This window comes from Streptomyces sp. NPDC101776, from assembly GCF_044766845.1.
Classification (GTDB): domain Bacteria; phylum Actinomycetota; class Actinomycetes; order Streptomycetales; family Streptomycetaceae; genus Streptomyces.
The window spans coordinates 64,153-90,182 of the sequence record NZ_JBIWMV010000010.1 but is presented as its reverse complement, the minus strand read 5'-3'; the positions used below and the strand labels follow the sequence as shown (position 1 = coordinate 90,182).

Sequence of the window (26,030 nt, the reverse complement as noted above, 5' to 3'; positions counted from 1 at the left end):
AGGGCGAGCCCCCGCAGCACGGCGCCGAGGCGGACGCGCACCGTCTCGCGCTGCTCGGCCAGCGGCATGACCGCGTAGCCGGGGATCTCGCGCCTGATGCCGTCGGTGAACCCGTCGCTGAGTTCTTCGATGCGGGACTGCAGCGACTCGCACAGCAGGCGCAGCGGATCACCGTCCGGTCGTACCGCGGAGAATGTCACGGCCGACACTGTCGAATCGACAACGAGCGACTGTCAAGCGCGCTCACTGTCGACGATTCCACCGGCGGAACGGAAAGCGCCCTGCGTGGTGATTCGCATCGGCCCCACGGACCCTGACCCGCCGTTGCATACCCATGATTGGGGCAGGCTCCGTGTGCGGTCGCCGCCCATACTGAGAAGCGTGAACGGAGAAACGCAGCTCGGGGATTTTCTGAAGGCTCGACGTTCTCACCTCCGTCCTGAGGACGTCGGGGTGAGCACGTACGGGGAACGGCGGCGCGTGCCCGGCCTCCGGCGCGAGGAACTGGCGCTGCTCGCGGGAGTGAGCGTCTCCTACTACACCCGGCTGGAACAAGGACAGTCGCCCAGCGCGTCACCGGAGGTGCTGGACGCGCTCGCCGGTGCCCTGCGGCTCGACGAACCCGAGCGGCGCTACCTGCACGATCTGGCCCGCGCGGGCAGACAGCGCCCGCGGGGCCGGCGGTTCCCGGCAGAGCGGGTGACGGAGGAGAACGCCCAACTCCTGGACGTACTGGGGGACACTCCCGCGATCGTGCAGGGCCGGTGCGCCGACGTGCTGGCGTGGAACCGGCTGGGGCACGCGCTCTTCGCCGGGCACCTCGACCCCGAGACCCCGGACCGGCCGGACCGGCGTCCCAATCTGGCCCGGCTGGTGTTCCTGGACCCCCACACCCGCGACCTGTACGCGGACTGGCCGAGCAAGGCCAGGGCGGTGGTGGGCAACCTCCGCCTGATGGCGGGCCGGTTCCCCGACGACGCGGCGCTGCACGCGCTGGTGGGTGAACTGAGCGCCAAGAGCGCCGAGTTCGCCTCGATGTGGGCCGATCACCGCGTCAAGTCCCACATGTTCGCCTCGTACGACATGCGGCATCCGGTCGTGGGTCCGCTGACGGTCGTCCAGCAGAGCCTCGGGCTGGAGCGTGGCATCAGCGTCGTGGTCGCCACCACCCCGGCGGGCTCACCCTCACGAGAGGCACTGACCCTGCTCGCCCAGGCCGCCGTACCGGCCGAGCCCCTGCCGGCTCGGTCCCGGGTCAGCACGGACTGACCCGTCCAGGGCGGTCATCCGACCGCCCCAAGTCACCACCGCATCGGCACGTCGCTGCCGCATGCCCGAAATCCCTGCCCGAACCCATCTTTCCGAAGGAACCACCCCATGCTCACCACGCTCACCAAGTCGGTCCTGTCCACGGCCGTCGTCGTCGCGACCGCCACCACACTGCTCTCCCCGTCATCCGCGTCCGCCGCCTCCGCGCCGCTGAGCGACGCACGGATCGCCCGCCACTTCGACCTGACCAAGGGGCAGACACCGGAGAACATCGCCCTGGCTCCGGACGGCAGTGCCTACGTCACCTTCGCTGCCGCCCGGCAGGTCGCCCGGCTCTCGCCCAAGGGAGTCACCCAGATCCTGGCCACGCTGCCCGCACCGGCGGACGGCGGGGTCCACACCCCCGTCCTGGGCTTCCCGCTCACGTCCGGCATCGTCCGGGCCCACGACGGAACCCTCTACTTCCTGTACGCCACCGGTACCGCCGACCTCACCGGCGTATGGCGGCTGCGGCCGGGCGGCACACCGGAGCGGATCGCCGCGCTGCCTGCCGACGGACTGCCCAACGGCTTTGCGCTGGACGCCAGTTCCCGCACGCTCTACGTCACCGACTCCGTGCTCGGCACGATATGGAAGGTGCCTGTCGCAGGCGGCACCCCCACGGCCTGGTCCACCGCCCCCGAACTGTCGTCGACCGGCTTTCTCGGCGCCAACGGCCTGAAGATCAGGGGCGGGGCCCTCTGGGTGACCAACCTCGACCGGGGCACCGTCGTACGCGTCCCCGTCCTCAGGGACGGACGCGCGGGCCGAGTCCGCACCGAGGTCACCGGCCTGCCGGGGATCGACGACTTCGCCTTCACCGGCCGCGGCGACCAACTGCTCGCCACCGTCAACGGTTCGAGCGAGGTCGTGCTCGCGAAGCCGCACAGCAGCCCCACCGTCGTCCTCACCGCGACGGACGGACTGCGGAACCCCACGTCCATCGCCCTGCGCGGCGACACGGCCTACGTCCTGAGCGCGGCCTACGTCACCGCCGAGGACCCCAACCTGCTGCTCGCCCACCTGGACCGGTGAGTCCGGCGACGCTTGCACCACCAGTCACCCCCTTCCACACCCGCCCCCAACTGCACATCTCCAGAAAGGGCTTGCCGCAGTCCCCTTGAGGCTGGCAGCATCGCTGCCTTCATCACTCCGAACAACGGGTGGTGGCCATCAAGGAGGTCCGGTGTCCAAGCGGTGGCTGTTCCTGTCGGCGGCCGCGGTACTCATCGTGGTCTCCCTGGCCCTGGTGCTGCTGCCCGGCAACAAGGGCGACGAGGACGTGAAGTCCGTGGCGGAGGGCGTCACTTCCACGCCCTCCGCCACCGCCCCGGCGGCCGACTCGCCGTCTCCGAGCGGTACTTCGCCCGCCTCCGCGCGGGCGAGCGCGACCGCGTCGAAGAAGCCGAAGGCGACACCCACTGCCCACGCGACCACCGCCTCCGCCGCGCCGGCGGCCACGAAGGCCGCTCAACCGGCCTCGGGCACAGCCTCGTTGGCCGGCCGCATCCGCCCCGGTGTCACCTACCGAGGGGTCGCCACCTTCTACGACGCGGACGGCGGCGGCGCCTGCCTGTACGACCCGAGCGGCGATGTCCTGACCGGCGCGATGAACACCGCGGACTACGAGTCGTCCAAGGCGTGCGGGGCGTATGTGGTGGTGCACGCGGCAGGCGGCGCGAGTATCACCGTCCGCATCACCAACGAATGCCCGGGGGACTGCGCCCCCGGGCAGATCGACCTCAGCGCGCAGGCCTTCGCCAAGCTCGCCGCCCCTTCGGCCGGCCGGATCCCGATCACCTGGAACCTGGCGAGCCCCAGCACCTCCGACACGATCTCGATCCGCTACAAGACCGGTTCCACCCGCTACTGGTGCGGCATCCAGGCGATCGGACACCGAAATCCCCTGGCCCGCCTGGAAGTTCAGGCCGGAGGTGGGTGGCGGCAGTTGGCGCGCGCCGACTACAACTACTTCCTCTCCGAGGACGGCACCGGCTGCGGCGGCGCTCTCCGGCTCACCGACATCTACGGCGAGCAACTCACCGTCCCCGCACTCGCGGTGCGAGCGAACGTCACACAGGCCACACGGGTCCAGTTCGCCAAGCACTGACCCTCGACCAGAGGCTCCGAACCCAACTCCCGCAACACTGCTGACACAGCTTGGTTTCCCTGGGTGCTACCGGCGGTAACACTTGAGGTGTCGCGGCACGTTCCACGTGTCGGACATACCTCCCGCACCTCCCGTATCGCATCCGGAAGGCACCCCATGGAGAATTCGGCCCCCACGACGATCAGCAGACGAAGAGCCCTGACGGTGGCCGGAGGTGTCGCCGCCGGCGCCGCCCTCGCGGCGCACGCGGCTCCGGCGTTCGCGGCCGGCACCTCGGACGCCGACGCCATCGTCGTCGGCCACGGCCTCGCCGGTCTCGTCGCCACCTCCGAACTCGTCGCCGCAGGAAAGAAAGTGCTGCTCCTGGACCAGGAGCCCGAGTCCAACCTCGGCGGCCAGGCGTTCTGGTCCTTCGGCGGACTGTTCCTGGTCGACTCCGACGAGCAGCGGCTCATGGGCATCAAGGACTCCCAAGAGCTGGCGTGGCAGGACTGGTTGGGCACGGCGGGCTTCGACCGCGGTGTCGACGACCCGACCGGCCAGGACTACTGGGCCCGCAAGTGGGCCGAGGCGTATGTGGACTTCGCGGCGAATGAGAAGCGGTCCTGGCTCTACGGCCTCGGCATCCGCTGGTTCCCGATCGTCGGCTGGGCCGAGCGCGGCGGCGGCCTCGCCGACGGACACGGCAACTCGGTGCCCCGCTTCCACGTCACCTGGGGCACCGGTCCGGCCGTGGTCGAGCCGTTCGAGAAGCTGGTGCGCGCCGGGGTCGCCAGCGGCAAGGTGGTCTTCAAGTTCCGCCACCAGGTCAACGAGATCGTCCGCACCGGCGGAGCCGTCACCGGAGTCCGCGGCTCGATCCTCGAACCCAGCACCGCCCAGCGCGGCAAGGCCACCTCCCGCACCGTGGTGGGCGACTTCGACCTCAAGGCCCCTGTGGTGATCGTGACTTCGGGCGGCATAGGCGCCAACCACGATCTCGTACGGCAGAACTGGCCGGCCCGGCTCGGCAACGCACCCAAGACCATGATCACCGGTGTGCCGGCGTACGTGGACGGCCGGATGCTGGGGATCACCTCGGCGGCGGGCGGCCGTATCGTCAACCCCGACCGGATGTGGCACTACACCGAGGGCCTCAGGAACTACGACCCGATCTGGCCCAACCACGGCATCCGCATCCTGCCGGGACCGTCGTCGATGTGGTTCGACGCCAAGGGCAAGCGCTTCTCCGCCCCCGACATGCCGGGCTACGACACGCTCCACACCCTGGGTTCGATCACCGCCAGCGGCTACGACTACTCGTGGTTCGTCACCACGAGCAAGATCATCGCGAAGGAGTTCGCGCTCTCCGGGTCCGAGCAGAACCCGGATCTCACCAACAAGGACATCCTGATGCTCCTCTCGCGCATCTGGCAGACGCCGGAGCCGATCGAGAAGTTCAGGAAGAACGGCGTCGACTTCATCACCGCCACCACGCTCTCCGAACTGGTCCTCGGAATGAACAAGTTGACCGGCGACGGCCTGATCAAACTGGCCGACCTCCAGCGGCAGATCGAGGCCCGGGACCGGGAGATCGACAACGCGTACTCGAAGGACGCCCAGGTGATGGGCATCCGCAACGCCCTTTCCTACCCTGGGGATTCACTCAGCCGCACCGCCGCGATCCACAAGATCCTGGACACGAGTGCCGGACCGCTGATCGCCGTCCGCCTCAACATCCTCACCCGCAAGACACTGGGCGGTCTGCAGACCGACCTCTCGGGCCGCGTCCTGGACGCCACGGGTACGGCGATTCCCGGTCTGTACGCGGCCGGTGAGGTCTCCGGGTTCGGCGGCGGGGGAGTCCACGGCTACCGCTCGATGGAGGGCACCTTCCTCGGCGGCTGCCTGTTCTCCGGCCGCCAGGCGGGCCGCGCGGCGGCTGCCGCGATCTGAGCGCTACGGCCGCTCGCCACCCGTCGGCAACTCGGGCGCACCCGGACCGAGTTGCCGACGGATCACCCGAGGACCATCGGCAACTTCGCGCTCAACGCGCCCAGTTGGGCTTTCTCCTCATCCGTCGGAGCGCGCCGCCCGGTGCCGACGAGCAGCGCGTCCCGGTCGGAGAACGACTCGGGGAAGGCGGCCCCGGCGATCTTCTCCAGCAACTCGCGGGCCCCGGCGAGTGTTTCCGCGGGCGGCCCGGCCGCACCCGGGACGCGGGCGACCAGGTCGAGGTGGTGCAGCGTCCACTCCAGGACGAACGCGGAGAGGTAGTCGCCCGCGGTGAGAACCTCGTCCTGGGTGCTGACCCGCAGACCCGGATCCGCGAGTCGAGCGGCACGGCCGGCGGCCGAACCGACGTCGTCCAGATGGAACTTGAGCAGCGAGGGCTCCTCGTACGCGGCGGCCAGCCGGACGATCAGCGCGTCGAGCGGATCGTCACCGGTGGGCCGTGTCCGCGTGACGGCCCAGTAGGTCACCGCGTCGCGGGTCGGCTCCGTGTCGGCGGGCGTCACGAGGGTGATCAGGACGTCCTGGGCGTCGATGACCAGATGACAGACCAGGTCCCGCACCAGCCAGCCGGCGCAACCGGACGGCCGCTCGAAATCCTCGTCCGCGAGGCCGGCGACCGCCGTGAGCAGCGCCGTCCAGGAGCTTGAGAAGAGATCCATCTCGGCACGCTACGGCGCCCGGGCGGACCGTGTCACGTGATCCGGCGGTGGATGTCCGCCAACAGGTTCCGCATCGCCATGCGGAACAGCTCGCCCTGGTGCTCGCCGAGGAAGACGGTGTGTCCGAACACCTCCAGGGCGACGAGACCGTGCAGATGTCCCCACGCGCTCATCAGCAGCGCGGTCGCGGGCGCGGGCAGATGCCCTTGGCCGTAGTGCGGCAACTGCTCGAAATAGGAACGGAGTTCGGGTGACAGCGTGGAGGTGTCGGTCGCGGCGAGCTGCTCCGCGGTGAACCCCTCGAACATCTCGCGCTCGAAGATCGCGCTCATCCGACGCGTCGCCTGGGTGGTCGGTCCGTCGGTGGGTGCCGCGTAGTCCCGCAGCGGTGTGCCGTAGAGGAGTTGGAAGCGCTCGGGGTTCGCGATGCCCCAGCGCCGGTAGCCCTCGGCCGCGACCACCAGGCGGGGCAGATCCGGGTCGTCGGGGGTGTCGACGGCGGCCTGCACGGCGTCGGCCAGGTCGTCGTACGCCTTCGTGACGAGCGCGGTGACCAGGGCGTCCCGGCTCGGGAAGTAGTGGTAGAGCGCCTGCACGGTCATGCCGAGACCGCGGGCGACCGCGCGCAACGACAGGGCCGCGGGCCCGTGTTCGGTGAGATGGCGTTCGGCCGCTTCCACTATCTCGTGCGTGGCTGCGGCCCGGCGCCGCTGGCGCAGGGAGGGCGGGGCGGTCGTGGCTTCGTCGACGGGCATGCGTCGACCGTACGGCGCCAACTCCCGGGGCCTGCAACGAATGTGTCATGTGTGAGGAAAATCTAACACTGCCAAATCTTCTTGCTCCTCACTAACGTCGGACGCGGCGACGAAGAGTGTCCCGGTGGTCAACCCCGGCTGTTTCGCGCCTCTTTCACCGTATGGACAGCAAAGGAGACTGGGCGTGTTTGAACGCATAGCCGAGCTGGTGATCCGCCGGTCCCGGCTGGTCCTCGTCGCCGCCGTCGTGGCGGTGGCCCTCATGGGCGTCCTGGGCGCCGGCGCGTTCGGCAAGCTGCTGGGCGGCGGCTACGACGACCCGGCCTCCCAGTCCAGCCGGGCCGCGCAGGCCATCGACGAGAAGTTCGGCGGGGAGACCAACCTGGTCCTGCTGGTGAGCGCCTCCGAAGGCCGCGTCGACGACTCGGCCGCCCGGCGGAGCGGCCGGGACCTGGTGACGCGCCTCAAGAAGGACCGGCACCTGGAGAACGTGATCTCGTACTGGGACACGGGCAGTTCGGACCTCCGCTCCAAGGACGGTCGCGACGCCATGGTCCTCGCCCATGTGAAGGGCAACGACACCGAGCGGGACGAGAACGCGAAGAGCGTCATCGACGCCTACACCGGACCGTACGAGAAGGCCCTCACGGTCCGGGCGGGCGGCGGTGCCGCCGTCACCAGCGACATGGGCACCCAGTCGGCCAAGGACCTCGTCCAGGCCGAGTCGATCGCCGTCCCGCTCACTCTGCTCCTGCTCGTGCTCGTCTTCGGCAGCATGGTCGCGGCCCTGCTGCCGCTGGCCATCGGCACCACCGCCATCGCGGGCACCTTCGCGGAGCTGTACCTCCTCGGCAGCGTCACCGACGTCTCCGTCTTCGCGATCAACCTGACCACGGCACTGGGCCTCGGCCTCGGCATCGACTACGCCCTGTTGATGGTCAGCCGGTTCCGGGAGCAACTCGCGACCGGGGCGAGCGTGGACGACGCCGTACGGCGCACGGTCAGTACGGCGGGCCGTACCGTCGCGTTCTCCGCCGCGACCGTGGCCGCAGCGCTTGCGGCACTCCTGGTGTTCCCGCAGTACTTCCTGCGCTCGTTCGGCTACGCCGGTGTCGGGGTCGTCGTCATCGCGGCCGTCAGCACCCTCTTCGTCATGCCGGCCCTGTTCGTCGTCCTCGGCCACCGGGTCAACGGCGGACGGCTGCCCTGGGCGAACCGCCGCCGCCCCGCCGGCCGGGCACCCCTGTGGGGACGGCTGGCCGCCACCGTCATGCGCCGCCCCGCACTCACCGCGCTGCCTGTCCTCGCGGTCCTGTTCGCCGCGGCGAGCCCGCTCCTCGGCATCACCTTCGGCACACCGGACGAACGCGTCCTGCCCGAGGACGCCGCGAGCCGCCAGGTCTCCTCCGTACTGCGCGAGAAGTTCAACGGCAACGACGACTCCGCCCTCCACATCGTCATCGACGCCCCCCTGAGCAAGGCCCCGCTGGAGTCGTACGCGACCGAACTGTCCGGGATCGAGGGCGTCGTCCGCGTCGAGACCAGTGCGGGAACCTACGCCGACGGTCAGTCGACCGCGACCGACCCCGGCAACCCCGCTCTCGGCCGCCCCGACGCGCAGCAGCTCAACGTGGTGAGCACCCTGACACCGAAGTCCGACGCGGCCCAGAGCCTGGTCCGGGACGTACGCGCGGTCGTCCCGCCCGCCGCAACACACCCACTCGTAGGGGGAGTTGACGCCGTCCTGGTCGACTCCAAGCACTCCGTCGGCAGCCGCCTCCCGCTCGCCGTGGCCCTGGTCGCCCTCACCACCTTCCTCCTGCTCTTCCTGTTCACCGGCAGCGTCGTCCAGCCGCTGCGCGCGCTGTTCCTCAACATGGTCAGCCTGGGCGCGACCCTCGGTGTCATGACCTGGATCTTCCAGGACGGCCATCTCTCCTCCCTGCTCGGCTTCACGGCACAGCCCATGGACGTCTCGATGACGGTGCTGATGTTCTGCATCGCCTTCGGCCTCTCGATGGACTACGAGGTCTTCGTCACCAGCCGGATCAAGGAACTCCACGACCTGGGCGAGGACAACGAGTCCGCCGTCACCAACGGCCTCGGGCACACGGGACGCATCGTCACCGCCGCCGCCTGCCTGCTCGCGGTGAGCTTCTTCGCCTTCGGGACGGCGAAGCTCAGCTTCATGCAGCTGTTCGGTCTGGGCAGTGGACTGGCCATCCTCATCGACGCCGTCGCCGTACGCGGCATCCTCGTCCCCGCCGCGATGCGCGTCCTCGGCCGCTCGGCCTGGTACGCGCCCGGCTTCCTGCGCAGGTTCCATGCGCGGTTCGGTCTGAGCGAGGGCGGTCCCACCCCCGAGCCCGGGTTGGCCGCGAGGGATGCGTCCACAGTGCATTAGCTCTAATATGATTAGAGCTAATGCATCTAGCGGGGAGGCCCGCCCGTGGACCTGCGGCAAGTGTTCGACGACCTGGTGCGCTTCGAGACCGACCTGTGGAACGGGATCGACGCCCGGCTCCGGCAGGAGTGCGAGGTGACCCTGGGCGGTCTGAACGTGATGCTCGTCGTCGAACGCGCGGGCTCCTGCCGGGTGAACGACATAGCCGCCGCCCTCTCGATCACAGTCGGCGGCGCCAGCCAGGCCGTCGACCGGCTGGAGAGGCTCGGCCACTGCACCCGGCGCCCCCATCCCGCCGACCGCCGCTCCTCGATCGTCGAACTGACGGCGGCAGGGCGGGAGTTGGTGGACGAGGCCGGTCCCGTCCTCGACCGCGAACTCGCGACCCGGCTGGCCGCCCCGCTCCCGGACACGGCACTCGCCCACCTCGCCGGCACGCTCGCCGTGCTCCGCGCCACCACCCCGGACCCCGGACCGACACCCCTGACGAAGGAGACCTGATGAGCACCACCCGAGCCCGAGCAGTGCGCTTCGACGAGTACGGCGACCGTGCCGTCCTCCATGTCACCGAGGTGCCGATTCCCCGACCCGCCGCGGGAGAAGTCCTCGTCGAGGTACGGGCCGCCGGCATCAACCCCGGGGAGGCGGCGATCCGTTCGGGCGCGATGCACGCGATGTTCCCCGCGACCTTCCCGTCCGGCCAGGGCAGCGACCTCGCCGGCGTCGTCACCGAACTCGGCGAAGGCGTCAGCGACTTCGCCCTCGGCGACGAGGTTCTCGGCTTCTCCTGGCAGCGCTCCAGCCAGGCCACCCACGTCGTCGTACCGGTGTCGCAGCTCATCCTCAAGCCACAGGCCCTGAGTTGGGAGGCGGCCGGCGCCCTCTACGTCGTCGGCTGCACCGCGTGGGCCGCCGTCGAAGCGGTCGCGCCGAAGCCAGGTGAGACCGTCGCCGTGTCGGCCGCGGCCGGCGGAGTGGGCACCGTCGTCGTCCAACTCCTCGCCGTACGCGGGGCGCACGTCCTCGGCATCGCCTCGCCCGCCAACGCCGACTGGCTCACCGACCACGGCGCGACCCCGGTCCCGTACGGCGACGACCTCGCCGGTGCGCTCACCGCGGCGGCGCCCGACGGGATCGACGCCTTCATCGACCTCTTCGGCCCCGACTACGTCCAACTCGCCGTGGATCTGGGCATTTCCCGGGACCGGATCGAGACGATCATCTCGTTCCAGAAGGCCCAGGAACTCGGCACCAAGAGCGCCGGCAGCGCCGAGGCATCCAACCGCGAGGTCCTCACCGAGATGGCCGACCTCGTCGCCTCCGGCCGTATCGAGATCCCCATCGCCGCCACCTACCCGCTCGACGACGTCCGCGACGCGTTCGCCGAACTCGAGAAGCGTCACACCCGCGGAAAGATCGTGCTCATTCCCTGACGCGAGCCGGCCTCACTTGCTGCCGCGCAGCGCCGACGTCGTCTTCCCGGTGCGTTCGCGCAGGAGCACCCGCAGTGTGTTGGGGTGCTCGTAGCCGACCTTCCTGGAGATCGTCTCCAGGGAGAGGCCGGTGGTGCGCAGGAGATGGGAGGCGCGTTCGATCCTCAGGTCCTGGACGAACCGGATGGGGGAGGTCCCGACGGTGCGCTGCACGGCGCGCTGGAGGGTCCGCTCGCTGACGCCGATGGCCTTGGCGGCCTCGGGGATGCTGATGGGCGCGGCCAGATGCTCGCGGGCCCAGACCTCGAAGGCCGCGACGGTCGGATCACTCTGGGCCAGCGCGCTGGGAATCGCGTACGCCGCCTGCGACGGGCGCTCGTCGACCACGAGATAGCGGGCGACCAGGTCGGCGAGCGCGGGGCTGCCGGTCCGGACGATCGACAGCGCGAGGTCGACATGGCCGAAGGCCGCACCGGCGGTGGTGATGCCCTCGCAGCCGATGACCATCCGGCTGTGATCCAGCTCGACCTTGGGATACCGGTTCCGGAACGCCGGCGACAGCCACCAGGTCGTCGTGGCACGCAGCCCGTCCAGCACTCCGGTCTCGGCCAGCAGGAAGGTACCCGCGCACGCCGAGGTAATCGCCGTACCACGAAGGCGAGTTCGCACGATCAGCTCGCGCACGGGCAGGGACGCCCCGCCACCGACATGGTCGAGCAACACCGAGGCATCGCTCGCCGCGAGTGCCGGTACGACCAGGAGGTCGGCGGCGTCGGCGGCATCGAGCGGCTCAGGCGCCACGAGGAATCCCGCACCCGTCCGCACCTGCGGAGCCGGGCCCACCAGTGTCACGTTCCAGGTGGGCGACAACTCGTGGATCTGTCCGCCCAGCGCGTTGGCGTTGCTCAGCACGTCGAGGATCGCCGAGAGCCCCGAGTCGAACACCCCGTCGTAGACGACCACCGCTACCCGCATGGCGGAAACACTATCAACCGTGTCGTTTCTGCCGCTGATGTGATCACCGGGGGCCGCCATAGGTTCGTTGTGCGCCGGGAGTCCGGGAGTCCGGGAGTCCGGCGGTTCGTGTGGTTCATGCGGTTCATATGCAAGGAGTGGTCACAGTGAAGGTCGGTCTGTTGGTACGCGTCGAGGCCAAGCCGGAGTACGCCGACGAGGTGGAGGCCCTGCTGCGCGGCGCCCAGGAGTTGGCCGAACAGGAAGAGGGCACGGTGACCTGGTTCGCGTTCCGCGAGAGCGCCACCGTCTTCGGGGTGTTCGACACCTTCGAGGACGAACAGGGCCGCCAGGCGCACTTGACGGGCCGGATCGCCGCCGCCCTGGGGGACGCCGCACAGACGAAGCTCAGCGCGCCGCCGGTGATCGCCCCGGTGGACCTGCTGGCGACCAAGGTCTCCTGACCGGGACCGCACGCCGCCCCGCTGTCAGCGGCGCAGCCCCAGCGCGGCCCGTCCCGCGTACCGCGCCTGGTCGCCCAAGTCCTCCTCGATGCGCACGAGTTGGTTGTACTTGGCGGTGCGGTCGGACCGGGAGAGCGAACCGGTCTTGATCTGGCCGCAGCCGGTGGCGACGGCGAGGTCGGCGATGGTGGTGTCCTCGGTCTCGCCGGAGCGGTGGGACATGACGACGGTGTAGCCGGCGCGGTGGGCCGTCGCGACCGTGGCCAGGGTCTCGGTGAGGGTGCCGATCTGATTGACCTTCACCAGGATCGAGTTGGCGATCCCGTCGCGGATCCCGGCGCTCAACAGCGTCTCGTTGGTGCAGAAGACGTCGTCGCCGGTGAGCTGGCAGCGCCCGCCGAGCCGCTCGGTCAGGTCGCGCCAGCCGGCGTGGTCGTCCTCGGCCATCGGGTCCTCGATCGACGCGATCGGGTAGCGGTCGACCAACTCGGCCAGGTAGTCGGCGTGTTGGGCGGGGGTGCGGCGGACGCCCTCGCCGGTGTAGTCGTAGACGCCGTCGTGGAAGAACTCGGAGGTGGCCGGGTCCAGGACGAGGGTGATGTCGGTGCCGGGTTTGTAGCCGGTCTTCTCGATGGCGTTCACGACGAAGTCGAGAGCCTCGTCGGCGGTGCGCAGGTCGGGGGCGAAGCCGCCCTCGTCGCCGACGTTCGCGCTGTGGCCGGCCGCGAGCAGGTCGCGGCGCAGGGTGTGGAAGACCTCGGAGCCCATCCGGACGGCCTCGGCGAAGGTGCTCGCGCCGATCGGGGCGAGCATGAACTCCTGGAAGTCCAGCGGGTTGTCGGCGTGGGCGCCGCCGTTGACGATGTTCATCATCGGCACCGGCAGCAGGCGGGCGTCGACGCCGCCGATGTAGCGGTACAGCGGCAGTCGGTGGGCGGCCGCGGCGGCCTTGGCGGTGGCCAGGGAGACACCGAGCAGGGCGTTGGCGCCGAGGCGCGACTTGGTGTCCGTGCCGTCCAGCTCGATCATGGTCCGGTCCACGGTCGCCTGGGCCTCGGCGTCGAGCCCGATCACGGCGTCCGCGATGCTCTCGTTGACGGCGTCGACTGCGCGCCGAACTCCCTTGCCGTGGAAGCGGGTTGGATCGCCGTCGCGCAGTTCGACGGCTTCCCTGGCGCCGGTGGAGGCGCCCGAGGGTACGGCGGCCCGGCCGAGCGAGTCGTCCTTCAGTTCCACGTCCACCTCGACGGTGGGATTGCCCCGGCTGTCGATGATCTCCCGTGCGACGACCCGGCTGATGGCGGTCACGATGCAACTCCTCACGCAGGGCCCGCTTCTCTGGCATCGGCGGGCGGTAAGTTCCATTCGGAAACAAAGTGAGTCCTGAAAGAGAACCTACTATGGGCGCATGAGGAAGCACAACGCCGACGAAACCTGTGGCATCGCGCAGGCCGCCGAGGTCATGGGGGACTGGTGGAACGTTCTGATCCTGCGGGAGATCGCCCGCGGCCATGTCCGCTTCGACGCGCTGGCCGCCGAGATCGGCCTGTCCCGCAACGTCCTCACCGAGCGCCTCGGCCGGCTCGTCGCCCAGGGCGTCCTGCGCCGCAGCCTCTATCAGCGGCGCCCGGTGCGCTACGAGTACGTGCTCACGGATGCCGGTCTCGCGCTGCTGCCGCTACTCGTCGCGATGCAGGACTGGGGCGACCGATGGGGGCTCGGCGACGGAAGCCTCACCGCGACCGCGGCTGAGGACAGCGCCGAACACGCCCGCGTGCACGCCCTCCCCGGTGCCCGGCTGCCCGAGGATCTTCGACTCCCTGGCACCCAGGGCACCGACCTGCCCGTGGTACCGCCGGACGCCGCCGCGACCGTGCTGTTCACCTACCCCGGCACAGGCATCGGGTGGGGCGAGCCGCCGATCCCCGGGGCCGAGGGCTGCACCCTGGAGAACCGGCTCTTTCGCGACGCCTGGCCCGACTTCCGCCGAGCGGGCGTGGAGATACGCGGAATCAGCACCCAACTCCCGCACGAACAGGCGGAGTTCGCCCGAGCCGAGGAGATCCCGTACGCCCTTCTCTCCGACGCCCACCACCAACTGGGCGCGGCCCTGCGGTTGCCGACCTTCCGAGGCGCCGGCCGGCTGCGCCACAAACGTCTGATCCTGATCGTCGACGCCGAACGGACCGTACGACACACCCTGTTCCCGGTCGACGACATCCCGCACGCGGTCGCGGAGGGCCTACGACTGGCCGCGGACCGCGCTCGTGCCACGTGAGCCGGGTGAGCGGATCCTAGGCGAATCCACCGTTGCTCATGAGGAGTTGGCCGTTGATCCACTGGCCTTCCGGCGAGCAGAGGAAGTCGACGAGATGGGCGGTGTCCTGCGGGGTGCCGAGACGGTTGAGCGGCGTCTGCCGGAGCACCTGCGCGCGGCCCTCGTCGGTCATCCAACCGGTGTCCACCGGGCCGGGGTTGATGACGTTGGCGGTGATGCCGAGGTGGGCGAGTTCGTGCGCGGCGGCCAGGGTGATGCGGTCCAGGGCGCCCTTGCTGGCGCCGTAGGGAAGGTTGCCCACGGTGTGATCGCTGGTGAGGGCGATGATCCGGCCGGTGCCCGGGGTGGCGGCGAACCGCCGGCCGTACTCGCGGATCAGCAGCCAGGTGGCGCGGGCGTTGACCGCGAAGTGCCGGTCGAAGCTCTCCACGGTGGTGTCGAGGATGCCGGAGTCGACCGACTCGCAGTGGCACATCACCAGGGCCGTGACCCCGCCCAGTTCGCGCTCGGCCTCGTCGAAGACACGGGCCGGAGTGTCCGGGTCTGCCAGGTCCGCCTCAACTGTCGTTGTTCTGGCGCCATGTTGGGTGAGTGAGTCGGCGATGGCCGAGGCCGCGCCGGACTCGGGGCCCCAGGCCATGCGTTCGTCGTAGGGCGTCCAGTAGGTGAAGGCGACGTCCCAGCCTGAGGCCGCCAGCCGACGGGCGATACCCGCACCGATGCCGACGGTGCGTCCTACTCCGGTGATCAGGGCGAGCGGGCGGGTAGACGGGTGAGTGGGTCGGGGTGTCATGTACCGAGATCGTTCAGGACCGGAATCGGATGGGCAACTGCCTTCTTCGCAGGGTTACTTCTGCGCGGCGGCTTCGGTGGAGGTGCCTCCGGTGATTCCTGGGCGGCCGTGACGACGGCTGCCAGATCCGTTCCCGCTCGCAGCAGCCCTACGGTCCGTAGCGCGATGTCGTCGAGACGCTCACGCAGGACGCGTCGGGCCTCTTCCGTGCCGTCGAGTTGATGCAGGGACCCCACGATCTCGCGCACCGCGGGGATGCCGTAACCGCTGCTCCGGAGGGCCGTGACGATACGGGCCGCCCTGATCGCGGAGAGGCCGTAGCGGCGTGCCCGCAGGGAGGTCACGCGTTCGGGGGTGACGAGCCCTTCCTGTTCCCAGAACCGCAGGGTCGAAGGGCGCACGCCGAGTGCTCTGGAGAGTTCGGTGATCGTCATCGCGTCGCTGTCCTGCGCGGAGTCCTGCTCGAACTCCGGTGTGTCCGCTTCGGCTTGGATCGCACGCAAGGCCTCTCCTGCACGCAACGCCTCCTCGCGTTCCCGCGCCAGCCGCACATGGATCTCGTTGATCGCCGAGGCCGCCTCCGTGAGCCTCCGCGTGTGCAGCTCGGTGAGCAACTGCCTTGCTACGACTGGCCCGACGGCACCTGCGAGTCCTCGATAGGCCCGAAGGGCGTGGAGGTGCAGCGGTGTGTAGGAGCGGTATCCGTTGCTCGCCCGGGCCGCCGGAGGGATGACGCCCAGCCGTTCCAGGTCGCGGACCTGCTGCACCGAGTACCCCGACTCCCGTGCGACATCGGCGGTCCTGAGCGGCTCGCGTCGCGGAGCGCTCACCGGCTCATCCATCGGCCAACCCCACATAAGCACTTGAAGGTCATGCTCGAACCATGAATACGGACATGAGTATGGAACAGATCATCGCGACCGTACGAGACTTCACCGGCGCGCTCGTGGTCGTACCGGAACCGGGTGGCGACTTTCCCGAACTCGCCTGGGGCGACGCGTTCTTCTACTACGCCCCCGACGGTCAACTGCCCCAGCACGTCCAGCCGTACGGGACCGTCGTCACCAAGAACCTCCCCGGCGACACCGCTTCCGACCTCGATCCTCCGGGCCGCTGGCGCGTGAACATCCACGTCGGCCGTACGGCGTTCCGCGAACTCACGGGAGAGGAGCCGCGCAGTGTCGTCCGGACGCGCGACTTCACGGTCACCGACAGCGTGCTGCCGCACCCGGTGTACGGGGCGCTCGGCTGGGTCTGCGTCGTCAATCCCGGTGAGGGGACTGGGGAGTTGGTGGTGGAGCTGTTGCGTGGCGCGCATGGTGATGCCCGTGTCAGGTGTGCGCGGCGGGATGGGCAGGGAAGGTCTCGCACTCCTTGAACCTCCGTGTCCCTACAGGCAGTTGGAGTGGATCTCAGGGCGGGCGTCATTGCCCCGGAAGACCTGGTGAAGGTGTCCGGTCGGCGGTTGTACAGCGATGATCACGATTCCAGGCCAGGAAGTGAGCACGTGCACGCCCGAGTTGAAGTCCGACCGGAGGATGCCGGAGCCAGGTGTACCGCGGTGAGCGCTCCCGCAGTCCGTACCGTCACCCCGTCGCACGAGTTGCTGTCGCTCCAGGCCAGGGCGGGCAATGCCGGAGTCGTGCGGATGCTCGGCGAGGGGGGCCATGGGTGGGCCGGGCGGGCGGCCGATCCGGCACCGGCCGTACAGCGGGCGGTGGTTCAGCGCAACAAGCTGTCGCACGGGAACATCACCCTCACCAACGTGTCCCTCAAGTTTCCCGGGTCGCAGGGCAAGGCCACGCGGATTCTGGACCTCCTGACCTCCAACACGGCGATCAAGTCTTTTCTCGGCGACCGGCCTTGCCGGATCATGCTGGAGAAGCGGACGAAGGAGACGCCGGCGAACGTGGTCGACAAGGGGACCGAAGGCGTTTTCGTCACCCTGGCGTCCTACTACCTCGAGAACTACGACATCGGCTACATCGTGGGCATGCTGTGCCATGAGTTCGGTATGCATCCGATGGCGGAAGCCGACCCGAGATGAACGAGGAGGAGGAGAACTTCAGGGGCGTGCCGTACCCGGTGCCGGGTCTCGTCACCCTGGAGATGGCGGGCGCGGCATGCCGATCCTGGGCAACACCGAGGGCGAGACGATCCGTAAGGACATCGCGGCCGTGTACAACGCCTACAAGGCCCGCCTCTCCCAGAACCTGCCACTGGAACGGCAGCCGATGAAACCCCTGTTCCCGCCGGAGAAGACCCCGGAAGCAGTCAAAGCCGACTTCAACACCCTCCTCAAGCGGATCGCCAAGGGCGGATTCTGGGCCTGGAGCATCGACAACGGCGAATGAGCCACGGCACCGACACCGGACGGCGAGCCGCGCGCACCGGATTTTCACAGCCCGGGCCGTCTGGAGTATCGGACATTCCACATGCCCACTGTTACGATTCAGTAGCTCTCGCCGCTCACTCGGACGCCCCCCACCAGGACTGTCCAAGATCTTCCACAGGAGACCCCCATGGCGCGCAGGACCGCCCGTGTGACGGCGACCGACGTCGCCAAGGAGGCAGGGGTCTCGCAGACGACCGTCAGCTATGTGCTGAACGACGTGTCGCACCAGAAGATCTCCGAGCAGACCCGGCGCAAGGTGCTCGACGCCGTGGCGAAACTGGGCTACGAACCGTCGGCCGCCGCACGCGCCCTGCGCCTGGGCCGCAGTGACCTGGTGCTGCTGTTCCTCCCGGACGTTCCCGTCGGCGGCACGCTGACCGCCCTGGTCGAACTGCTCGGTGACGAACTGGAGCGGCACGGCCTGAACCTCGTCACCAGGCGCGAGCGGCACGCCCCGCTCAAGTCGCTGTGGCGTGAGCTCATGCCGGCGGCCGTGATGACGACCTTCGAGGTCGCCGCCGACGATGTGGCCAGCATGCGGGCAGCCGGAATCCACGTGGTCAGCACCGGGATGGGCCCTGCGGTCACCCCGGGTGTCCTGACCGTTCCCCAGACCCTGATCGGCTCGATGCAGGTCGAGCGCCTCGCCGCGACGGGACACACGCGCATCGGGTACGCCGCGCCCGGGGATCCCCGACTCGTCGACTTCCTGGCGCTACGGCTCGACGGTGCCCGTGCCGCCTGCGCGGAGCGCGGTCTTGAGCCGCCGGTCGTGCTGGAGGTGCCGCTCGACATCTCGGCGGCCGCCGCGGCGGCGGAGCAGTGGCACTCGGCCGTCCCCGCTGTCACGGGAGTGTGTGCCTACAACGACGAGACGGCCTTCGCCCTCCTCGCGGGTATGCGCAGAGTGGGCCTCGCCGCCCCCGGCGACCTGGCCGTGATCGGCGTCGACAACGACAAGTTGGCGCCGTTCGCGGTACCGCCGCTGACGACGATCGACAACAACCTCGATGTCGCCGTGGGCCGCATCGCCCGCATGATCGTCGGCGGCGTGACCGGCCAATCCCAGCCACAGGCACCCCAGGTGACCCCGCTGACGCTGGTGGTACGCGAGTCCGCCTGACGGGGGACGGGTCTGCTCGAGCGAGGCCCGCACTTCACAAGCCGCGAGTCAGCTTGACGTGGGACGGGTCCGCGCAAAGCCGCGGGTTCGTCTGACGGGGGACAGGTCTGCGCAAGCGAGGCCGGTTCTGCGCAAGCGGTGGGTCCCTGTCACCACCCCGGCCCCTCACGCCCGCGCCCCTCACACCCCCTCCCCGTTCGTCCGAATCCCCCCTTCCCAAAAACCTCCCGCACGCCCCTTGTGGTCCACCAACCGCGGGGCTACGTTACGCATACGTTTCACTTGTACGTATCAGTGGCTGATTTCGACCCACCGAAACACGGTGGATGCATAGCCCCTTCCGCCAGGAACGGCTGACCGCCAAGAACGGTCCAGGCCGCGTCAGGACCTGGTTTCCCACTCCCTCCGAGGCCCTTGAGGGCGGCTCGTCGACCGATGCCGCCCGGTCATCCACTCACCAGCGGAGCACCCATGCGAAGAATCGCGCTGACCGCCGTATCGGCTGTCCTGATGTTGTCCGCGGCCGCGTGCGGCTCGGGATCGGGTTCCGGTTCGGGCAAGGCGGCCACCGGCGGCACCCTCACCCTGGCCCCCCTGGTCGCCGCGCAGCCGTGGGATCTGGCCGACGCCGGTCTCGGTAACAACGCGCAGTACTACCAGCCCGTATACGACTCGCTGCTCCGGCTGTCCCCGACGGCCGACGTCAAGCCCAACCTGGCGACCAAGTGGTCGTACAACGCGGCCCGTACGGTGCTCACGATGACCCTGCGCAGCGGCGTCAAGTTCACCGACGGCACCGCCTTGGACGCGACGGCGGTCAAGACCAATCTGCTGCACACAGAGAAGGGCACCAGCGAGGCCGCCGGCCAGCTCAAGGGCATCACCGGCATCGACGTCGTCAACGCCACCACGGTCGCGATCAAGCTCTCCGCCCCCGACCCCTCCCTGGTGCCGAACCTCGGCAACGTGGCCGGAATGATGGCCAGCCCGAAGGCCATCGACGCGGGGACGATCAAGACCACGCCGGTGGGCTCGGGGCCGTACACCCTGGACAAGTCCGCGACCACGGACGGCAGTACGTACACCTTCGTGCGCAACCAGGGCTACTGGAACAAGGCCGCCTTCCCCTTCGACAAGATCGTCCTCAAGCCGCTCACCGACCCGACCGCCGTGCTCAACGCGCTGCGCTCCGGGCAGGTCAACGGCGCCCTGCTGGCCAGCGCCAAGAACATCGCGCCGGCCAAGAGCAGCGGGCTGACCGTCACCAAGTTCACCTCCGGTGACGTCGAGGGCGTCTACATCTGGGACCGTGAGGGAAAGATCGTCAAGGCGCTCGGCGACGTCCGGGTCCGCCAGGCCCTGAACTACGCGTTCGACCGTTCCACGATCGTCAAGACGGCGAAGCAGGGACTGGGCAAGGCGACGACCCAGATCTTCAACCCGGCCGGCTCGGCCTTCGACGAATCGCTCGACTCCAAGTACTCCTACGACCCGGCCAAGGCCAAGCAACTGCTGGCCGAGGCAGGCTATCCGCACGGTTTCTCGGTCACCGTCCCGGACGTCTCGTCGGTCTTCCCCGACCAACAGGCCGCGATGGTCCAGCAGTTGGAGGACATCGGGATCAAGGTCAAGGTCGACAAGATCCCGGTCAGTCAATTCATCAGCGCGCTTCTCGCGGGCAAGTACCCCTTGTCGTACATGACGTTGGCCTCCTTCCGGCCCTGGGACACCATCCAGATCGAGGTCGCCAAGAGCGCGCTGTGGAACCCGCTGCACAGCTCGGACCCGAAGGTCACCGACCTCATCACGAAGGCCCAGTCGGCGACCGGCGCCGCCCAGGACGCGCTGTTCAAGCAGCTCAACACCTACCTCGTGGACCAGGCGTGGAACGCGCCCTGGGACTCCGTGGAGAACACCTACGCGACGACCAAGGGGATCACCTTCACCCCGCAGGAGTTCGCCGCCGTCCCGCCGATCTACAACTTCAGGCCCGCCGGCTGATCGGGTCGGCGTGCCGGGCGGGACGGTGACCCGTCCGCCCGGCCCGCCGACCAACACCGGTCAGGGAAAGGCAAGGTGGAGAGACTAATGATCGTTTTCTTGGTCCGGCGCATCGCCGCCGGGCTGGTCCTGGTCCTGGTGATCGCGACCACGACCTTCGCGTTGATGAGCCTCACCGGCTCCGATCCGGTGCGCCAGATCGTCGGACAGACCGCCACCCAGCAGCAGGTGACGGCGAAGTCCGCCGAACTCGGGCTCGACCAGTCCTTCGTGGTCCGCTACGGCCACTGGCTCGCGGACGCGGTGCACGGCAACCTCGGCAGCTCGTGGTTCAGCGGTGAGTCCGTGACGAGCTCACTCGAGAACAAGCTGCCGGTCACCCTGTCGATCGTGCTGGCGGCACTCCTGGTGTCGGCGGTACTGAGCACGGTGCTGGGCGTGGCCGCCGCGGTCCGCCGGGGCGCCCTCGACCAGGTGGTGCAACTGCTGGCGGTCCTCGGGTTCGCGGTGCCCAGCTTCCTGGTCGCCCTGGTGTTCGCCGTCGTGATCGGCGTCGACCTGGGCTGGCTGCCCGCGACCGGATACGTGCCGCTGGCGGACTCGGCGGGCGGCTGGCTCAAGTCGATCACCCTCCCCGCGCTGTCGCTCTCCGTCGGCGCGATCGCCGCCACCGCCCAACAGGTGCGCGGCTCCATGGTCGACGTCCTGCGCGCGGACTACGTACGCACCCTCCGCAGCCGTGGCATCAGCGAGCGGAGCCTGCTGTTCCGGCACGCGCTGCGCAACGCTGCCCCGGCCGCGCTGACCGTGCTGGCCCTCCAGTTCATCGGCCTGGTCGGCGGCGCGGTGGTCGTCGAGAAGGTCTTCGGCCTCAACGGCATCGGCAGCCAGGCCACGACCGCCGGCTCCCAGGGCGACACCCCGGTGGTCATGGGCGTCGTCGTGGTCATGGTCGCCCTCGTCGTGGTGGTCAACATCCTGATGGACCTCGCATACGGCTGGCTCAACCCGAAGGTGCGTGTGGGATGACGCTTCCCCAGTCCGAAGAAACGGTGGCCCCCGCCGTCGCCGCGCAGGGGCGGGCGGGACTCCTGCGCCGGCTGCTGCGCAACCCGGTGGCCGTGGCCTGCCTGGTGGTCCTCGCGATCATCGCGCTGGCCAGCCTGTTCGCCCCCCTGCTCACCAGTCAGGACCCGGCCCGCTCCTCGCTGACCGACAGCCTCGCCCCGATGAGCGGCAAGCACCCGCTCGGCGGCGACGGCGTCGGCCGCGACGTCCTGGCCCGGCTCCTCTACGGCGGCCGCACCAGCCTGCTGGGTGCCCTGATCGCGGTGGCCGTCGCCGTGGTGATCGGCGTACCCGCCGGTCTGGTGGCCGGCTACTACCGCAAGTGGTTCGACGCCGTGAGCAGTTGGCTGTCCAACCTGCTGATGGCCGTACCGGCGATCATCGTGCTGCTCGTCGTGATGTCCGCGCTGGGCCAGAACACGTACCTCGCCATGGCGGTCTTCGGCGTGCTGATGTCACCGGGTGTCTTCCGGCTGATCCGCGCCTCGGTGATCTCCGTACGCGAGGAGCTGTACGTCGACGCGGCCCGGGTGTCCGGCCTGTCGGACTCCCGGATCATCCGTCGTCACATCCTGCCCGTGGTGCAGGCGCCGACCATCATCCAGGCCGCCCAGATGCTCGGACTCGGCATCGTCATCCAGTCCGGGCTGGAGTTCCTCGGTCTGGGCTCGGCGACCCAGGCGAGCTGGGGCTCCATGCTCAACGACGCCTTCGGCAACATCTACACCAAGCCGGAGTTGATGGTCTGGCCCGGAGCGGCCCTCGCGATCACCGTCGCCGCGTTCGGTCTGCTGGGCAACGCCCTGCGGGACGCGCTGGACGGGACCGCGGTCGCGGTGCGGAAGCCGTCGCGTGGCGCCGCGTCCCGCGGACCGGCCGCCGACAAGAAGGCACCGCACGCCGACAAGAAGGCGCCGCAAGCGAACAAGAAGGCAGAGCCCGCCCCGCCCGAGACGGACGACGCCCTGCTCGTCCTCGACGGCCTGACGGTCTCCTATCCGACGGCCCAGGGCGAGAAGACCGTCGTCGACGGGGTCTCCCTGACAGTGCGCCGGGGCGAAGTCCTCGGACTCGTGGGGGAGTCGGGCTCGGGCAAGAGCCAAACAGCCTTCGCCATCCTCGGGTTGCTGCCCCGCGAGGCCCAAGTCACCACCGACCGCCTTCTGTTCGACGGCACGGAACTGGGCCGCCTCGGCCGCGCGGCGATGAACCGCTACCGCGGCCACCGGATCGCCTACGTCCCGCAGGAACCCATGTCCAACCTCGACCCGTCCTTCCGTATCGGCGCCCAACTGGTCGAACCGGTACGCCGGCACCTCGGGCTGTCGGCCGCCGAGGCGCGGGCGAAGACGCTGGGCCTGTTGGAGCGGGTCGGCATCTCCGACCCGGAACGCGTCTTCCGCTCCTATCCGCACCAGATCTCCGGCGGCATGGCGCAGCGCGTCCTCATCGCCGGTGCCGTCTCCTGCGAACCGGACCTGCTGATCGCCGACGAGCCGACCACGGCCCTCGACGTGACCGTGCAGGCCGAGGTGCTCGACCTGATGCGCTCCTTGCAGCGCGAGCGGAACATGGGCCTGATCCTGGTGACCCACGACTTCGGCGTCGTGGCCGACCTCTGCGACCGCGTGACGGTGATGCAGACCGGTGCCGTCGTCGAGTCCGCACCGGTGGACCGGTTGTTCGCCGATCCCCAACACCCGTACACCCGCATGCTCCTGGCGTCCACGCTGGAGGACGCCGAGCCGCGGCCCGCGCTCGATCCGAGCCGCGCCGTCTCGGCGAGCGGCGCGGGCATCACCCACACCGGACGTCAGGAGGGTCCGGCATGACCGCGACCATGAACGGGACACCGAAGAAGGAACTCCCGGCCGAACCCCTGCTCGTGGTCGACGACTTGGTCGTCGAGTACCCGTCGAAGGGCTGGCGCAGGCCGCCGTTCCGGGTGCTGAAGGGGGTGTCGATCACCATCGGCGCGGGCGAGACGCTCGGGCTGGTCGGTGAGTCCGGCTCCGGCAAGACCACCCTGGGCCGGGCCGTCCTCGGACTGGCCCCGATCACCTCCGGCACCGTCCGCTACGACGGCAAGGTCATCTCGGACCTGGGCGCGAAGGAACGCCGGGCGCTCAGCAGCGACATCCAGGTGGTGTTCCAGGACCCGTACACCTCCCTCAACCCGGCGATGACCGTGAACGACATCCTCAGCGAACCCCTGCGCGTAGCGGGCACCCCTCGCGCGGAGGCCGAGAAGCGGGTCCGGGACCTCCTCGACCACGTACGGCTGCCCGCCGACGCGGGGGACCGGCTGCCGCGCGAGTTCTCCGGCGGACAGCGCCAACGCATCGCCATCGCACGGGCGTTGTCACGCGACCCCCGGGTCATCGTCTGCGACGAACCGGTCAGCGCACTGGACCTGTCGACCCAGGCCCGGGTCCTGGACCTGTTCGTGGAGATCCAGGAACGCACCGGCGTCGCCTACCTCTTCGTCACCCACGACCTGTCCGTGGTCCGGCGCATCAGCCACCGGGTGGCGGTCATGCAGGGCGGCGAGATCATCGAGACCGGGGACGCGGCGACCGTCACCACCACACCCCAACACCCCTATACCCAGCGCCTGTTGCTCGCCGCGCCGGTGCCGGACCCGCAGCGGCAGGCGGAGCGCCGGGCCGAACGGCGCCGACTGGCGGCGGCCACGGCGGCCGACGCCTCCACGACCACCCCCGCTATCGCCGCGACGTCGGGAGACCGAGCATGACCCTGCCCAACCCCACCGTCCCCGGCTTCCACCCGGACCCCAGCGTCACCCGTGTCGGCGACGACTACTACCTCGCCTGCTCCAGCTTCGAGTACCTCCCCGGCATTCCGCTGTTCCACAGCCGCGACATGGTCCACTGGGAGCCGATCGGCCATGTGGTCACCCGCCCGGGGCAGTTGGCGGTCGAGAAGGTCCCCACGCTCGGCGGTGCCTGGGCGCCCACCATCCGTTTCCACGACGGCCGCTTCTGGCTGGTCGTCACCGACGCGATGGGGCGCGGCAGCCTCATTTTCACCGCCGACCGCGCCGAGGGCCCCTGGTCCGACGGCGTCGCCATGCAGGGAGCGCCCGGCATCGACCCCGACCTCGCCTGGGACGCCGACGGCACCTGCTACGTCACCTACTCCGGGCTCCAACTCGACGGCGACCACGCCGGCGAACACCTGGGCGTCCAACAGGTCCGCATGGACCTCGAAACAGGCCAAGCCCTCGAAGAACCACGGTCGTTGTGGTCCGGCACGGGCCTGATGTTCCCCGAGGCGCCGCACCTCTACGAGATCGACGGCACCTGGTATCTCCTGATCGCCGAGGGCGGCACCGAGCGCGGCCACTCCGTGAGCATCGCCCGGGGTCCCAGCCCCGTCGGCCCCTTCGAGGGCTGCCCGGCCAATCCCGTGCTCAGCGCCCGCAGCACCGCCCGTAAGGTCCAGAACACCGGCCACGCCGACCTCGTCCGCACTCCGGACGACGGCTGGGCCCTCATCCTGCTGGGGATGCGGCCCGGCGGTCTGACCAGGGCCTTCTCGCCCATGGGCCGGGAGACGTTCAGCACCACGTTCGAATGGGTCGACGGCTGGCCGGTCGTGCAGCCGGTCGAACTGACCCCGCCCACCGCCCCGGTCGAGCACCACGACACCTTCAGCGGCGCCCAACTCGGCCTGGAATGGCTCTCGATACGGACACCGGCCGCCGACTGGTCCTCGCTCACCGAGCGCCCGGGCCACCTCGTCATCCACGCCGACGGCTCCACCATGGACGACCCCCGGCCACGGTTCGTCGGCCGCCGCCAGCAGCACGAGTCGGCCGTCTTCTCGGTGCGCGTCGACAGCGCCGAGGGAGTCGGCGGGCTGAGCCTGCGCATCGACGAACGCCATCACTACGACATCGAGGTGGGCGCCGGCCTGGCCCGTGCCCGCGCCCGGGTGGGCGGGCTCTCCCAGACCTGGGAGCAGCCGATTCCCCCGGGACCGGTGACCGTACGGATCGAGACGGAGCCGGTGCGCGGCATGGGCCTCGACGCCCTGGGCCCCGACACGGTCCGGCTGTCCGTCGAACCCGGCGACGACTCCGGGACCGGGCCGGTCGAACTCGCGGCCCTCGACGGCCGCTACGTCTCCGCCGAGACCGCCGCGTCCTTCACGGGCCGGGTCGTCGGCATGTACGCCGTCGAAGGCTCGGTCGCCTTCGAGCAGTTCAGCTACCGGGGCGAGGACTGACGCCCACGTCCCGTCCCGAACCAGCCGACCGGTACCTGA

The 26,030-nt window shown here is 69.7% G+C and carries 24 protein-coding genes; 18 read left to right on the top strand and 6 right to left on the bottom strand.

The window, feature by feature from the left end; translation table 11 throughout:
* Positions 1–381: 381 nt before the first annotated feature.
* From ACIRRY_RS28515 to ACIRRY_RS28500, 4 genes are all read left to right on the top strand, one after another.
* A complete protein-coding gene (locus tag ACIRRY_RS28515; RefSeq protein ID WP_403977750.1) occupies positions 382–1,269 on the top strand; it encodes a helix-turn-helix domain-containing protein in 888 nt (295 codons plus the stop codon).
* Positions 1,270–1,377: 108 nt separating this feature from the next.
* Positions 1,378–2,343, top strand: coding sequence for an SMP-30/gluconolactonase/LRE family protein (locus tag ACIRRY_RS28510; protein WP_403977748.1), 966 nt, complete (start codon positions 1,378–1,380; stop codon positions 2,341–2,343).
* Between the two features lie 151 nt (positions 2,344–2,494).
* A complete protein-coding gene (locus ACIRRY_RS28505; protein WP_403977746.1) occupies positions 2,495–3,418 on the top strand; it encodes an expansin EXLX1 family cellulose-binding protein in 924 nt (307 codons plus the stop codon).
* Positions 3,419–3,574: 156 nt separating this feature from the next.
* Positions 3,575–5,353 carry an FAD-binding dehydrogenase gene (locus ACIRRY_RS28500; protein WP_403977744.1) on the top strand — a complete coding sequence of 593 codons (1,779 nt, stop codon included), beginning with the start codon at positions 3,575–3,577 and terminating at the stop codon, positions 5,351–5,353.
* A 62-nt stretch (positions 5,354–5,415) separates the two neighbouring features.
* Here ACIRRY_RS28500 and ACIRRY_RS28495 read toward each other — a convergent pair whose 3' ends face one another.
* Positions 5,416–6,072: a maleylpyruvate isomerase N-terminal domain-containing protein gene (locus ACIRRY_RS28495; RefSeq protein WP_403977742.1), complete on the bottom strand. Its 657-nt coding sequence runs from the start codon at positions 6,070–6,072 to the stop codon at positions 5,416–5,418.
* Between the two features lie 32 nt (positions 6,073–6,104).
* The gene (locus ACIRRY_RS28490) at positions 6,105–6,827 is read right to left on the bottom strand and encodes a TetR/AcrR family transcriptional regulator (RefSeq protein WP_403977740.1); all 723 of its coding nucleotides are present in this window, start codon (positions 6,825–6,827) and stop codon (positions 6,105–6,107) included.
* 184 nt (positions 6,828–7,011) lie between these two features.
* Here ACIRRY_RS28490 and ACIRRY_RS28485 point away from each other — a divergent pair, with 184 nt between their 5' ends.
* Genes ACIRRY_RS28485 through ACIRRY_RS28475 form a run of 3 tightly spaced genes read left to right on the top strand, consistent with a single transcriptional unit; the run spans position 7,012 to position 10,664 of the window.
* Complete coding sequence (locus ACIRRY_RS28485; RefSeq protein WP_403977738.1) at positions 7,012–9,231, top strand: MMPL family transporter; 2,220 nt, start codon at positions 7,012–7,014, stop codon at positions 9,229–9,231.
* A 45-nt stretch (positions 9,232–9,276) separates the two neighbouring features.
* Positions 9,277–9,732, top strand: coding sequence for a MarR family winged helix-turn-helix transcriptional regulator (locus ACIRRY_RS28480; protein ID WP_403977736.1), 456 nt, complete (start codon positions 9,277–9,279; stop codon positions 9,730–9,732).
* The gene (locus ACIRRY_RS28475) at positions 9,732–10,664 is read left to right on the top strand and encodes an NADP-dependent oxidoreductase (protein WP_403977734.1); all 933 of its coding nucleotides are present in this window, start codon (positions 9,732–9,734) and stop codon (positions 10,662–10,664) included. Before ACIRRY_RS28480 ends, ACIRRY_RS28475 begins: the two co-directional genes overlap by 1 nt.
* A gap of 12 nt (positions 10,665–10,676) precedes the next feature.
* On the opposite strand, the gene ACIRRY_RS28470 is transcribed toward ACIRRY_RS28475, so the two are convergent.
* A complete protein-coding gene (locus ACIRRY_RS28470) occupies positions 10,677–11,639 on the bottom strand; it encodes a GlxA family transcriptional regulator (RefSeq protein WP_403977732.1) in 963 nt (320 codons plus the stop codon).
* Positions 11,640–11,785: 146 nt separating this feature from the next.
* Between ACIRRY_RS28470 and ACIRRY_RS28465 the strand changes: the two genes are divergently transcribed.
* A complete protein-coding gene (locus tag ACIRRY_RS28465; RefSeq protein WP_403977730.1) occupies positions 11,786–12,082 on the top strand; it encodes a putative quinol monooxygenase in 297 nt (98 codons plus the stop codon).
* Positions 12,083–12,106: 24 nt separating this feature from the next.
* On the opposite strand, the gene eno is transcribed toward ACIRRY_RS28465, so the two are convergent.
* Positions 12,107–13,390, bottom strand: coding sequence for a phosphopyruvate hydratase (gene eno / locus ACIRRY_RS28460; RefSeq protein ID WP_403977728.1), 1,284 nt, complete (start codon positions 13,388–13,390; stop codon positions 12,107–12,109).
* Between the two features lie 100 nt (positions 13,391–13,490).
* Here eno and ACIRRY_RS28455 point away from each other — a divergent pair, with 100 nt between their 5' ends.
* Positions 13,491–14,360: a winged helix-turn-helix transcriptional regulator gene (locus tag ACIRRY_RS28455; RefSeq protein ID WP_403977726.1), complete on the top strand. Its 870-nt coding sequence runs from the start codon at positions 13,491–13,493 to the stop codon at positions 14,358–14,360.
* A 16-nt stretch (positions 14,361–14,376) separates the two neighbouring features.
* On the opposite strand, the gene ACIRRY_RS28450 is transcribed toward ACIRRY_RS28455, so the two are convergent.
* Positions 14,377–15,153: an SDR family oxidoreductase gene (locus tag ACIRRY_RS28450; protein WP_403977724.1), complete on the bottom strand. Its 777-nt coding sequence runs from the start codon at positions 15,151–15,153 to the stop codon at positions 14,377–14,379.
* A complete protein-coding gene (locus tag ACIRRY_RS28445) occupies positions 15,150–15,995 on the bottom strand; it encodes a MerR family transcriptional regulator (RefSeq protein ID WP_403977722.1) in 846 nt (281 codons plus the stop codon). The genes ACIRRY_RS28450 and ACIRRY_RS28445 overlap by 4 nt, the downstream gene beginning before the upstream one ends.
* A gap of 59 nt (positions 15,996–16,054) precedes the next feature.
* Here ACIRRY_RS28445 and ACIRRY_RS28440 point away from each other — a divergent pair, with 59 nt between their 5' ends.
* The 9 genes from ACIRRY_RS28440 (at position 16,055) to ACIRRY_RS28400 (ending at position 25,991) form a co-directional block, all read left to right on the top strand.
* On the top strand, positions 16,055–16,531 hold the full coding sequence (locus ACIRRY_RS28440; RefSeq protein WP_403978352.1) for a DUF6194 family protein: 477 nt from the start codon (positions 16,055–16,057) through the stop codon (positions 16,529–16,531).
* Positions 16,532–16,714: 183 nt separating this feature from the next.
* The gene (locus ACIRRY_RS28435) at positions 16,715–17,200 is read left to right on the top strand and encodes a hypothetical protein (RefSeq protein WP_403977720.1); all 486 of its coding nucleotides are present in this window, start codon (positions 16,715–16,717) and stop codon (positions 17,198–17,200) included.
* 76 nt (positions 17,201–17,276) lie between these two features.
* Complete coding sequence (locus ACIRRY_RS28430; protein WP_403977718.1) at positions 17,277–17,507, top strand: hypothetical protein; 231 nt, start codon at positions 17,277–17,279, stop codon at positions 17,505–17,507.
* Between the two features lie 168 nt (positions 17,508–17,675).
* Positions 17,676–18,671, top strand: coding sequence for a LacI family DNA-binding transcriptional regulator (locus tag ACIRRY_RS28425; RefSeq protein WP_403977716.1), 996 nt, complete (start codon positions 17,676–17,678; stop codon positions 18,669–18,671).
* Positions 18,672–19,142: 471 nt separating this feature from the next.
* Positions 19,143–20,672, top strand: a complete 1,530-nt coding sequence (locus tag ACIRRY_RS28420; RefSeq protein ID WP_403977714.1) for an ABC transporter substrate-binding protein — start codon at positions 19,143–19,145, stop codon at positions 20,670–20,672.
* Positions 20,673–20,759: 87 nt separating this feature from the next.
* A complete protein-coding gene (locus tag ACIRRY_RS28415) occupies positions 20,760–21,701 on the top strand; it encodes an ABC transporter permease (RefSeq protein WP_403977712.1) in 942 nt (313 codons plus the stop codon).
* Positions 21,698–23,572 (top strand): dipeptide/oligopeptide/nickel ABC transporter permease/ATP-binding protein, encoded by a 1,875-nt coding sequence (locus ACIRRY_RS28410; protein WP_403977710.1) that lies wholly within the window; start codon positions 21,698–21,700, stop codon positions 23,570–23,572. The genes ACIRRY_RS28415 and ACIRRY_RS28410 overlap by 4 nt, the downstream gene beginning before the upstream one ends.
* On the top strand, positions 23,569–24,495 hold the full coding sequence (locus ACIRRY_RS28405; RefSeq protein ID WP_403977708.1) for an ATP-binding cassette domain-containing protein: 927 nt from the start codon (positions 23,569–23,571) through the stop codon (positions 24,493–24,495). Before ACIRRY_RS28410 ends, ACIRRY_RS28405 begins: the two co-directional genes overlap by 4 nt.
* Entirely contained in the window at positions 24,492–25,991 is a 1,500-nt protein-coding gene (locus ACIRRY_RS28400) for a glycoside hydrolase family 43 protein (RefSeq protein WP_403977706.1), read from the top strand. Before ACIRRY_RS28405 ends, ACIRRY_RS28400 begins: the two co-directional genes overlap by 4 nt.
* Positions 25,992–26,030 lie beyond the last annotated feature (39 nt).